11 protein-coding genes are annotated in these 11,643 nt (G+C 68.3%); all 11 read left to right on the plus strand.

Annotation, left to right across the window (positions count from 1 at the left end; all coding sequences use genetic code 11):
- The first annotated feature begins 2 nt into the window (after positions 1–2).
- Genes ACEQZD_RS07320 through ACEQZD_RS07370 form a run of 11 tightly spaced genes read left to right on the plus strand, consistent with a single transcriptional unit; the run spans position 3 to position 11,490 of the window.
- Positions 3–668: a cytochrome c3 family protein gene (locus tag ACEQZD_RS07320; RefSeq protein ID WP_185956917.1), complete on the plus strand. Its 666-nt coding sequence runs from the start codon at positions 3–5 to the stop codon at positions 666–668.
- A complete protein-coding gene (locus ACEQZD_RS07325) occupies positions 656–3,649 on the plus strand; it encodes a TAT-variant-translocated molybdopterin oxidoreductase (protein ID WP_370184734.1) in 2,994 nt (997 codons plus the stop codon). The genes ACEQZD_RS07320 and ACEQZD_RS07325 overlap by 13 nt, the downstream gene beginning before the upstream one ends.
- A complete protein-coding gene (gene nrfD / locus ACEQZD_RS07330) occupies positions 3,646–5,007 on the plus strand; it encodes an NrfD/PsrC family molybdoenzyme membrane anchor subunit (RefSeq protein WP_370184735.1) in 1,362 nt (453 codons plus the stop codon). The genes ACEQZD_RS07325 and nrfD overlap by 4 nt, the downstream gene beginning before the upstream one ends.
- Positions 5,000–5,530, plus strand: a complete 531-nt coding sequence (locus ACEQZD_RS07335; RefSeq protein WP_370184736.1) for a DUF3341 domain-containing protein — start codon at positions 5,000–5,002, stop codon at positions 5,528–5,530. The genes nrfD and ACEQZD_RS07335 overlap by 8 nt, the downstream gene beginning before the upstream one ends.
- Positions 5,527–6,066, plus strand: coding sequence for a cytochrome c (locus tag ACEQZD_RS07340; protein ID WP_370184737.1), 540 nt, complete (start codon positions 5,527–5,529; stop codon positions 6,064–6,066). The genes ACEQZD_RS07335 and ACEQZD_RS07340 overlap by 4 nt, the downstream gene beginning before the upstream one ends.
- Positions 6,063–7,121 (plus strand): hypothetical protein, encoded by a 1,059-nt coding sequence (locus ACEQZD_RS07345; protein ID WP_370184738.1) that lies wholly within the window; start codon positions 6,063–6,065, stop codon positions 7,119–7,121. Before ACEQZD_RS07340 ends, ACEQZD_RS07345 begins: the two co-directional genes overlap by 4 nt.
- Positions 7,118–7,486, plus strand: a complete 369-nt coding sequence (locus ACEQZD_RS07350) for a hypothetical protein (RefSeq protein WP_370184739.1) — start codon at positions 7,118–7,120, stop codon at positions 7,484–7,486. The genes ACEQZD_RS07345 and ACEQZD_RS07350 overlap by 4 nt, the downstream gene beginning before the upstream one ends.
- A complete protein-coding gene (locus ACEQZD_RS07355; RefSeq protein WP_370184740.1) occupies positions 7,483–8,289 on the plus strand; it encodes an SCO family protein in 807 nt (268 codons plus the stop codon). The genes ACEQZD_RS07350 and ACEQZD_RS07355 overlap by 4 nt, the downstream gene beginning before the upstream one ends.
- A gap of 3 nt (positions 8,290–8,292) precedes the next feature.
- Entirely contained in the window at positions 8,293–9,273 is a 981-nt protein-coding gene (gene coxB / locus ACEQZD_RS07360) for a cytochrome c oxidase subunit II (RefSeq protein ID WP_370184741.1), read from the plus strand.
- On the plus strand, positions 9,270–10,847 hold the full coding sequence (locus tag ACEQZD_RS07365) for a cbb3-type cytochrome c oxidase subunit I (protein WP_370184742.1): 1,578 nt from the start codon (positions 9,270–9,272) through the stop codon (positions 10,845–10,847). The genes coxB and ACEQZD_RS07365 overlap by 4 nt, the downstream gene beginning before the upstream one ends.
- Positions 10,831–11,490, plus strand: coding sequence for a cytochrome c oxidase subunit 3 (locus ACEQZD_RS07370; RefSeq protein ID WP_194856421.1), 660 nt, complete (start codon positions 10,831–10,833; stop codon positions 11,488–11,490). The genes ACEQZD_RS07365 and ACEQZD_RS07370 overlap by 17 nt, the downstream gene beginning before the upstream one ends.
- The last annotated feature ends 153 nt before the right edge of the window (positions 11,491–11,643 follow it).

Below are 11,643 nucleotides of genomic sequence, written 5' to 3' on the forward strand. Positions count from 1 at the left end.
CCGTGCCGCGTATTTTCAGGCCCAGGGCCAATGCCCTGGCCTGGATGGCGCTGATTCTGGCGTTCGCGCTGGTGGTGGTGATGGTGGCGCTGGGCGCCTATTACTTCCAGTCGCCCTACTACAGCGGCGTTGACCGAACGCCGGCTCAGCCGGTGCCGTTCAGCCACAAGCATCATGTCGGCGAGCTGGGTCTGGATTGCCGTTACTGCCATACCTCCGTGCAGCAATCCTCGTTCGCGGGGGTACCGGAGAGCGAAATCTGCATGACCTGCCATTCGCAGCTCTGGACCAACGCCGACATGCTCGCGCCGGTTCGCGACAGCCTGCGTGACGACAAGCCCCTGCGCTGGCGGCGGGTCCATGACCTGCCCGACTACGTGCGCTTCGATCACAGCGCCCACGTCAATAACGGGGTGCCCTGCGAAGCCTGCCACGGCCGGGTCGACCGAATGCCGCTGACCACGCAGAAAAAAACCCTGTTCATGCAGTTCTGCCTCGACTGCCACCGCAATCCCGCGCCCCGTCTGCGGCCGCCCGACGCGGTCTTCGAGATGGGCTGGGAAGCCCGGCGAGGCGTCGACCGCCAGCAACTGGGTGAGCGTCTGATGGCGCGTTACCACACGCCCTCCACCGAGCGTTTGACGGACTGCAGCCTATGTCATCAATAATCGCCCGCGAACACGGCACCGACATGGCCGCCCTGCGCCGTAAACTGGCCGGCCGCTCCGGCCGCCACTACTGGCGCAGCCTCGAAGAGCTGGCCGACAGCGATGACTTCCAGCGGCTGCTGGAAGAAGAATTTCCCAGGCTGGCGCCGCTCTGGGAAGGCCGGGTGTCGCGGCGCGGGCTGCTGGGCCTGATGGCCGCGTCCCTGGCCCTGGGCGGCCTGACCGGCTGCAAGCCCCAGCCGGAGGAAAGGATCGCCCCTTACACACGGCGCCCGGAGGACCTGCTGCCCGGGCGTGCCCGCTGGTACGCCTCCACCCTGCCCTTGGACGGCTATGCCCGCGGCGTGCTGGTGAAGACGTTCCAGGGCCGGCCGGTGAAGGTGGAAGGCAACCCGGAGCACCCCGCCAGCCTGGGCGCCACCGACAGCATCGCCCAGGCGGAAATTCTCGGCCTCTACGACCCGGACCGCTCGCAGACGATACGCTACCAAGGCACCGCCGGCAGCGACGCCGCCTTCCTCGAGCAGCTGCAGGCGCAACGCCGCCACTGGGCCGCCGGCGAACGCCGGCTGTGCCTGCTTACCGGCCCGCTCACGTCGCCCAGCCAGCACGCGCTGATAGAACGGCTGAAACGCCTCTATCCGTCCACGCGCTGGTACCGCCACGAGCCGCTCGCCAACGGCGCCGCCCACCAGGGCACCCGGCAGCTGTTCGGCGAGCCCCGGGAGGCCCGCTACCGGCTTGACCGGGCCCGGGTGATCCTGGACCTGGACGCGGATATGCTCGGCAGCGGCCCCGCCAAGCTGGTGCACGCACGCCACGCCATGGGCCGGCGCCGGCCGGACCGCGAAGACGCGCTGCTGAACCGTCTCTATAGCGTGGAAAGCACGCCCTCGATCACCGGCGCCAGCAGCGACCACCGGCTGCCGCTGGCCGCCGCCGAGGTGCCCGCGCTGGCCGCCGCCCTGGCGGCGCGCCTGGGGGTGCCCGGCATGGCGGATCAGGCTGAAAACAGCCCGGTCGACCCCGCCTGGCTGGACGCCCTGGCCGACGATCTGCGCCGCGCCGGCGCGGAGGCGGTGGTGATTCCCGGCGATACCCAACCGGCGGCGTTGCACGCGCTGGCGCACGCCATCAACCACCATCTCGGCGCCGCCGGCACCAGCGTGGAATACAGCGCCCCGGTGGCGCCCGCCGCCGACGGCGACCTGGCCGACCTGAGCCGCGCCATGGGCGAGGGCCGGGTCGACGCGCTGCTGATGCTGAACGTCAATCCGGTCTATAACGCCCCCGCCGGGCTGGCGTTCGAAGAGCGTCTGGCGCGGGTGCCGTTCAGCGTCCACTGCGGCCAGTACCGCGACGAAACCGGGCGCGCCGCGCTCTGGCATCTGCCCGCCGCCCATCCGCTGGAAAGCTGGGACGATGCGCGCGCCTTCGACGGCACCGTCAGCCTGATGCAGCCCACCATTGTGCCGCTGTTCGGCGGCTACACCGCCCAGCAAGTGCTCGCCGCCTTCGCCGGCCGCTACCGCGCCGACCCGCGCGAGCTGGTCCGTGAGCACTGGCGACAGGCGCTGCCGGGGGCGGACTTCGAACGCCACTGGCACAGCGCCCTGCAGCAGGGCTGGATCGACGGCACCGCCCTGCCGGCCGCCCTGCCGACGGTGCGCAATACGCCGCCGCCACCGCCGCCCACCGACCGGGACGGCCTGCTGCTGCAGTGGCGCGCCGACCCGGCCCTGCACGATGGCCACTACGCCAACAACGGCTGGCTGCAGGAGTTGCCGCGCCCGCTGACCCAGCTCACCTGGGACGGCGCCGCGCTGATCTCACCGGCGCTGGCGGAACGCGAAGGCCTGAGCGAGGGCCAGCGTGTGCGGCTCACCCTGGCCGGCCGCAGCCTGGACACGCCGGTGTGGATCCAACCCGGCCAGCCGGCCCGGGCGATCACCCTGTTCCTCGGCCAGGGCCGCCGCGACGCCGGCCGCGTCGGCAACGGCGTGGGAGTCAACGCCTACCGGCTGATGCCCGACCACGGCGCCTTCGCCGCCGGCGGAGTGACTCTGGAGGTGCTCGGCGACCGCGCCGCCCTGGCCAGCACCCAGCAACACCACAACATGGCCGGCCGCGATCTGCTGCGCGAAACCGACCTGGCGCATTTCCAGGACGAGCCCGGTTTCGCTCAACCGGACCGGGTGGAAGAACCGATCTCGCTGTACCCGGAGTGGGACTACCCGGACCACGCCTGGGGCATGAGCATCGACCTGAACAGCTGCATCGGCTGCAACGCCTGCATCACCGCCTGCCAGGCGGAGAACAACATTCCCATTGTCGGGCCGGAGGAGGTGCGGCGCGGCCGTGAAATGCACTGGATCCGCGTGGACCGTTACTACGCCGGGCCGCTGGACGATCCCAGCATGCACTTCCAGCCGGTGCCCTGCATGCACTGTGAAAAAGCCCCCTGCGAATACGTCTGCCCGGTGGAGGCCACCCAGCACAGCAGCGAGGGCCTCAACGAAATGATCTACAACCGCTGCGTGGGCACCCGCTATTGTTCGCAGAACTGCCCGTACAAGGTGCGCCGCTTCAACTGGTACCACTACACCGAAGCCACCGCCGAGCTGGCCACGCCGGCCGCCGCCCACAACCCGGATGTCACCGTGCGCAGCCGCGGCGTGATGGAAAAATGCACCTACTGCGTGCAGCGCATCAATCAGGCCGAAACCGACGCCCGCAACGAAGACCGCCCCCTGGAAGACGGCGAGTTGCGCACCGCCTGTCAGCAGGTGTGTCCGTCCGAGGCGATTGAATTCGGCGATCTCAACGACCGCCACAGCGCCGTCAGCCGGGCCAAGGCAAGCCCGCTCAACTACGCCATGCTGGAAGAGCTGAACACCCGGCCGCGCACCACCTATCTGGCCGGCGTGCGCAACCCCAATCCGGCGATCCAGGCGCTCGAGGCGCGGGAGGCGCCGGCATGAACCGGCGCCGCGACGAGCTGGCCCCGCCCGGCCTCAGCGCCGGCGCGCTCACCGACCGGGTGAGCGCCACGGTGCTCGGCACCCGGCCGCCCAGGGCCTGGTGGCTGGCGCTGGGCCTGGCGACGCTGTTGTCCCTGCTGTTCCTGGTCGGCGTGGTCTACGTGCTCAGCGTGGGGGTCGGTGCCTTCGGCCTGAACATTCCGGTGGCCTGGGGTTTTCCCATCATCAATACCATCTGGTGGATCGGCATCGCCCACGCCGGCACGCTGATCTCGGCGGTATTGTGGCTGACCCGCCAGGACTGGCGCGCCTCCATCAGTCGCTCGGCGGAGGCCATGGCGATGTTCGCCATCGTGCTGGCCGGCAGTTACCCGCTGCTGCACCTGGGGCGTCCCCAGTTCGCCTATTTTCTGCTGCCCTACCCCAACCTGATGGATCTCTGGCCGCAGTGGCGCAGCCCGCTGGTGTGGGACTTCTTCGCCATCGCCAGCTATCTGCTGTTCACCGCCAGCTTTCTGTTCCTGAGCCTGCTGCCGGACCTGGCCAGCCTGCGCGACCGCGCCCGTCACCGCGCGGTGCAGCTGTTCTACGGCGTGCTGGCGCTGGGCTGGCGCAACTCGGCGCGGCACTGGCACCGCTACCAGCAGGCCCACCGGGTGCTGGCGGTGATCGCGGTGCCCATCGTGGTGTCGGTCACCGGCACCATTTCACTGGACCTGGCGGTCAGCATCGTGCCCGGGTTTCATTTCACCATCTTTCCGCCCTACTTCGTGGCCGGCGCGCTCTATTCCGGCTTCGCCACGGTGGCGATCATCGCCATCGTGCTGCGCGCCCTGTTCGGCTTCCGCGATCTGATCACCCGGGCGCATCTGAACCGGCTCGGCATCATGATGCTGTGCTTCGTGCTGGTGGTGGACTACGCCTACCTGCAGGAAGTGTTCACCGCCTTCTACACCGGCGAGGACTTTTACCGCAGCGTCTATTACGACCGCTGGACCGGGCCCTACGCGCCTTTCTACTGGGGCATGATCCTGTGCAACGTGGTGCTGGCCCAGGGCCTGTGGTTCCGGCGCCTGCGCGAGAGCGTGCCGGGGCTGCTGTGCCTGGCGGTGATCGCCGAGATCGGCATGTGGCTGGAACGCTTTCAGATCGTCATCACCAGCACCCACAAGGACTACATGCCCAGCGCCTGGGATACGGTAACGCCCAGCGCCTGGGACTGGCTCACCTACGCCGGCTCGATCGGCGTGTTCGTGGTGTTGCTGTTGCTGTTCATCAAGCTGATGCCGGCGATCTCCATGCACGACATGCGGGAGATGCTGCACCGCCGCCAACAGCGGGAGGCCGACCATGGATGAGCGCCTGCACGGGCTGCTGGCCCGCTTCCCCGACGCCGACCGCCTGCTCGCCGCCAGCCGTGATTTGCGCCGGCGCGGACTGACCCGCCTGGACGCCTACAGCCCGCACCCGGTGGAAGGCCTCGACCAGGCGCTGGGCCTGAGCGAGCGGCGCGTGCCGGTCACCGCCCTGGTGTGCGCGGTGGTGGCCGGCGCCGGCGCCCTGGCGCTGCAGGTGTACGGCTCGCTGGATTATCCGTTCAACGTGGGCGGCAGGCCGGTACTCAGCTGGCCCGCCTACAGCATCGTCACCTTCGCCATGACCATGGTCGGCGCCACCCTGGGCGCCATGCTGTCGATGCTGTGGCTGAACGGCTTCCCCCGCCCCTACCACCCGCTGTTCAACGTGGCGGAGTTCGACGCGGCATCGCGGGACGGCTATTTCCTGTGCCTGGAAGCGTCGGACCCGCTGTTCGACGCGGAGCGGCTGCGCGAGCACCTGCTGCAAAACGGTGCGGTGTCGATCCAGGAGGTGCCGGCATGAAGTACTGGTCCTGGTGGTTGCTGGTGCCGGCGCTGCTGTGCGGCTGCGAGCAGCCCGACATGGCCGACCAGCCGCGCCTGGAAACCTATGAAACCGGCGCCGCCTTCAACGACGACCTGGCCGCCCGGCCGGTGCCCGAAGGCACGGTGGCGCGGGACCAGCGGCCGGCGGCCACGGAAAACCCGCTGCCGATCAACGCTGAAACACTGGCCCACGGGCGGGAACAGTTCGATGTGTTCTGCGCGCCCTGCCACGGCCGCAACGGGCGCGGCCAGGGGGTGATCGTGCAGCGCGGCTTCCCGGCGCCGCCCAGCCTGCACCGGCCACGCCTGCGCCGAGCCGGGGACCGGCATTTCTACCAGGTGATCCGCGACGGCCACGGCGCCATGTACGCCTACGCCAGCCGGGTGCCCGAGGACCAGCGCTGGGCGATCATCGCCTACATTCGCAGCCTGCAGTTGAGCCGCAACGCGCGCCTGGAGGACGTGCCCCGGGACCACCGGCCGCTGCCCGACACCGGGGAGGACCCGCCATGACCCGGGCGCTGGTGTTCGTCGCCGTCGCCGGGCTGTTGCTCACCGGCCTGGGGGCGCTGCTGGACGGCGCCGCCTTCCTGCGGGCCTGGCTGGTGGCCGCCCTCACCGGTATCGCCCTGCCGCTGGGCGCCATGGCGGTACTGATGACCCACAATCTCACCGGCGGCCAGTGGGGCGAGCCGGTGCGCGCGCCGCTGAAGGCGGTGGTGGCGACCCTGCCGCTGATGCTGGTGGCGTTCGTGCCCCTGCTGCTGGGCGCGCGGGTACTGCTCCCCTGGACCGGCGACCTGAGCGGCCTGCCCGAGGTGGTGCGGCACAAGACGTTCTATCTGAACCTGCCGTTTTTCCATGCCCGCTTCGCCCTGTACGCGGTGATCTGGCTGACCCTGGCCGCGCGGCTCTCGGTGTGGCGCGGCGACCGCCGCTCCACGCCGGCCAGCGCCGGCGGGCTGGTGCTGTGGGCGCTCACCACCACCTTTTTCGCGTTCGACTGGATCATGGGCCTGGAGCCGGCCTGGTACTCGGACATTCTGGGCCTGATTTTCATGGGCTCGGCGTTGTCCATGGCGCTGGCGCTGCCGTTCCTGCTGCCCGGCGTCTACCCGGACGCGGAGCGGCGGCCGGCGCTGGAGGGCGCGCGGCGGGATCTGGCGCATCTGTGGCTGGCGGCGATCCTGTTCTGGGTGTTCGTGGCCTTCAGCCAGTACCTGATCATCTGGAGCGGCGATCTGCCCCACGAAATCCGCTGGTACGCCCACCGTGGCCAGGGCGGCTGGCAGTGGCTGGCGCTGGCGATGATGACACTGTGCGGGGCGCTGCCGTTCGCCGCCCTGCTGCCCGCCGGCTCGAAGCGGCGCGCCCGGCCGCTGGCGGTCCTGGCGGCGCTGGTGCTGCTGGGGCATGCGCTGGAATTCGCCTGGCTGGTGCTGCCTGCGTACTACCCGCACCACTGGCCGCTCGGCTGGCGCTCACCGGTGGCGTTGCTCACCCTCGCCGCCCCGGGCCTGCTGCTGATCCGGCGTTACCGTTCGCGGCGCGCGGAGGGCACCCCATGACCGCACCACGGCGCGACCCCGGTTACGAACAGCGCGACGTGTCACCGCGCCTGCCGCTGGTGGCGGCGGTTCTGGTGTCGTGCCTGCTGGCGGTGGTGCTGGGCCTGATCGGCTGGGCGTTCGCGCTGCGCGGCGACGCCGGGCCGCGCGCCACCGGCTTCTTCGAACTGCCGCTGGACCAACCCGGCACCCCACACCTGCAGGCCGAGCCCGGCCCCGACCTGCAACGCATGCGCGAAATCAGCGAACGGGGGCTGCACCGATACGGCTGGGTGGACCAGGAGGCCGGGGTGGTGCACATCCCGATTGAGCGGGCCATGGCTCTCTACGCGCGCCGCCACGGCGACGGGGGGGCGCGCCCATGAGCCGCCTGATACTGGCCGCCGGCGTGCTCGGCCTGCCGCTGCTGGTCACCGCCCAGCCGCCGACGCCGTCGCAAACCCTGGACCGGGTCGGCGTGGAGCAGCGCATCGGCGAGCGGGTGCCCCTGGATCTGCGCTTCACGGATCGCCACGGCGACAGCGTGACCCTGGGCAACCTGATCGACGGCAAACCCGCCCTGCTGCAGCTGGCCTGGTACGACTGCCCGAACCTCTGCGATCTGTCCCTGCGGCGCCTGGGCAGCCGGCTCTCGGAGGTGAAGTTCCAGCCCGGCGAGGACTTCCGGGTGATCACCGTGAGCATCGACCCGCGGGAAGGCGCCGACGCCGCCGACCGCGCGCTGGCCACTTTGCGCGACAGCCATCAGGGCGACAGCGACGCCGACGACTGGCGGGTGCTGACCGGCGACGCCCGGGCCATCGACACCCTGGCGCGGCGGATCGGCTACCGCTACCAGTACGACGCGGACAGCGAGCAGTTCGCCCACCCGGCCGCCCTGGCGGTACTCGACGGCGACGGGCGCCTCTCTTCGTATCTGCTGGGCCTGACGTTTTCCGGGCGGGATGTGGAACTGGCGCTGACCCGCGCCGGCGAAGGCCGGCTGGGCTCGATCACCGACCGGATCGCGCTGCGCTGTTTTCACTTCGATCCGGAGAAAGGCACCTACACCCTGGACATTCTGCGGCTGCTGAATCTGGCCTGCCTGATCACCGCCCTGGTGCTGGCGCTGGTGGTGGGCCGGCTGCTCCGGCGCCGCCGCGGGAATGACCGGCAAGGGAGGCATTGAGCCATGGCCGACGCCGACGATAGATGGCAGCTGCTGCTGTTCCCGGAATCCGCGTCCAGCGTGTCCGGCCAGGTGGACACCCTGTTCTGGGCCATGGTGGTGGCCTGCGGGCTGGTGGTGGCGCTGGTGTTTACGGTGCTGCTGGTGTTCGGCATCCGTTATCGGCGCGGCTCGCCGGCCAGCCGCCGCGGGTCGCCGCTGCTGTACCACAACCGCTGGCTGGAAATCGGCTGGTCGATTCCGGTGCTGGCCGCGTTCCTGTTTTTCTTTGCCTGGGGCGCGCTGCTCTACGTGGAGATTCTCGATCCGCCCACGCCGGAGGACGGCGAAGCGCGCCGGGTGAACGTGATCGGCAAACAGTGGATGTGGAAGTTCCAGCACCCGGAGGGCATCCGCGAGATCAACACTCTGCACGTGGCCGTGGGCCAGACCGTGCGGCTGCGCATGACTTCCCAGGACGTGATCCACAGCTTTTTCGTGCCGGCCTTCCGCATCAAGCAGGACGTGCTGCCGCAAACCTATACCCGCTTGCAGTTCACCCCCACCAAGGTCGGGCGCTTCGACCTCTATTGCGCGGAATATTGCGGCCTGTCCCATTCCGGCATGGTCGGCGAAGTGGTGGTGATGCCGCCCTCGGAATTCCAGGACTGGCTGGCGCGGCGCGACCGGCCGGGCACGCCGCAACAGGACGGCGAGCGGCTGTTCCGCCAGTACGGCTGCAGCGGCTGCCACGGCGAGGCGTCCTCGGTGCGGGCGCCGGATCTGGCCGGCCTGTACGGCAAGCCGGTGCCGCTGGAAAGCGGCGGCACGGTCACCGCCGACGCCCAGTACCTGCGCGATTCGATCGTCTTTCCCAGCAAGCATGTGGTGGCCGGATACGCGCCGATCATGCCGTCCTTCAAGGATCAGATCAGCGAGGAAGATCTGCTCAAGCTGACCGCTTATATCCAATCCCTGACGCCCGAGGAGCCTGACGCGCCATGAACTATCTGAACGCCGGTTACGGACTGAAAAGCTGGCTGCTGACGCTGGATCACAAGCGTGTCGCCTGGCTCTATTTCATCAGCATCACCGGGTTTTTCTTTCTCGGCGGGGCCGCCGCCACCCTGGTGCGCCTGGAGCTGATCACCCCGGCCGGGGACCTGCTCTCCAGCGACGCCTACAACCAGATGTTTTCCCTGCACGGCATCGTCATGGTGTGGTTTTTTCTGATTCCCTCGATTCCCGCCACCATGGGCAACTTCCTGCTGCCGTTGATGCTGGGCGCCCGCGACATGGCGTTCCCGCGGCTCAACCTGATGAGCTGGTATGTGTTTATTCTCGGCGGCGCCTTCACGCTCACCGCGGTGATCGCCGGCGGCATCGACACCGGCTGGACCTTCTACACCCCCTACAGCACCATGTTCTCCAACGGCGCGGTGCTGGCCGCCGCCACCGGCGTGTTCATCGTCGGCTTCTCGTCGATCCTCACCGGCATCAACTTCATCGTCACCACCCATAAGATGCGCGCGCCGGGGCTCACCTGGTTCCGCCTGCCGCTGTTCGTGTGGGCGCAGTACGCCACCAGCCTGATCATGGTGCTGGCGACGCCGGTGCTGTCGATCACCCTGGTGTTGTTGGGCGTGGAACGGGCCTTCGGCATCGGCATCTTTGATCCGGAGCTTGGGGGTGACCCGATCCTGTTCGAGCATTTATTCTGGTTCTACTCCCATCCGGCGGTCTACATCATGCTGCTACCGGCCATGGGCGTGGTCAGCGAGGTCATCGCCTGCTTCGCCCATAAACGGATTTTCGGTTACAAGGTGATGGCGTTTTCCATCCTCGCCATCGCGTTGTTCGGCTTTCTGGTATGGGGGCACCATATGTTCGTCTCCGGCCAGTCGATCTACGCCGGGGTGGCGTTCTCCCTGCTCAGCTTTCTGGTGTCGGTGCCCTCGGCGCTGAAGATCTTCAACTGGCTGGCCACGCTCTATAAGGGCCATATCCGTTTCGACGCGCCGATGCTGTTCGCGCTCAGTTTTATCGGCCTGTTTCTGATCGGCGGGCTCACCGGGGTGTTCGTGGCCACGCTGGCCCTGGACATCCAGATGCACGACACCTACTTCGTGGTGGCGCATTTCCACTACATCATGGTGGGCGGCATGGTCTCCGCCTACATGGCGGGGCTGCATTTCTGGTGGCCGAAGATCACCGGGCGCCTGTACCCGGAAATGTGGGCGCGGGTGTCGGCGATTATTGTGTTCGCCGGCTTCAACCTGACGTTCTTCCCTCAGTTCATTCTCGGCTGGGCCGGCATGCCGCGCCGCTACCACGCCTACGCCGAAGAATTTCAGTTGTTGAATGTGTTTTCGTCCGCCGGCGCCGGCATGCTGGCGGTGGGCTATCTGTTGCCGCTGCTGTATCTGCTCTGGTCGTTGCGCTACGGCGCCCGCGCCGGCGGCAACCCCTGGGACGCCCGGGGTCTGGAATGGACGGTGGCTTCACCGCCGCCGAAAGAGAATTTCGCCACCGTTCCACGGGTCGACAGCGAGGCGTACGCCTATGACACGCCCCAATAACCAAACCACGGTGATCGTTGCCCACCAGTTCGAGACGCTGGAGCAGCAATTCGACGCCGACCTGTTGGGCATGTGGCTGTTCCTGGTCACCGAGGCGCTGCTGTTCTCCGGTGCCTTCCTGGCACTGGCCGTGTACTACCATCAGTATTACGACACCTTCTCGGCGGCGGCCCGCGAGCTGCACTGGCTGCTGGCCGGTTTCAACAGCGTGATCCTGCTGACCAGCGGCCTGGCGGTGGCGCTTGCCGAGCAGGCCGCGGACCAACACCGGCGCCGGCTCACCCTGTGGTGGCTGAGCGCCACCATCGCCCTGGGCGTAGCCTTCCTGGGCCTGAAGGGCTACGAGTACTACATGGAATACCGTGCCGGCCTGGTCCCCTTTCTGGATCAGCCGTTCGCGTTTTCCGGGCCGGACCCGCACAACGCCATGTTGTTCTATAACTTCTATTTCGCGATCACCGGCCTGCACGCGCTGCATATGATCATCGGCCTGATGGTACTGCTGGTCATGCTGGTGCTGACGTACCGTTGGCGCGAGGGCGCGCGGGTCGCGCGCCAGGTGCGCATCGCCGGCCTGTACTGGGCGTTCGTGGATATCGTCTGGGTGCTGGTGTACTGCAGCCTTTATTTGCTTGGCCGTTAGGGGGCGCCATGTCCGACGATAACGAAACCCGGGTTCGTCACCGCTTTGTCGGCCTCTATGTTCTGTTGCTCGGCTTGCTGGGCGCGAACATGGCCGGCACCCTGATCGACGCCGGCGGGCTGGCGATACCGATTCGGCTTTCGGTGGCCGCCG

Origin of the sequence: Alloalcanivorax sp., from assembly GCF_964221125.1 — a bacterium.
Taxonomy (GTDB): Bacteria; Pseudomonadota; Gammaproteobacteria; order Pseudomonadales; family Alcanivoracaceae; genus Alloalcanivorax; species Alloalcanivorax venustensis.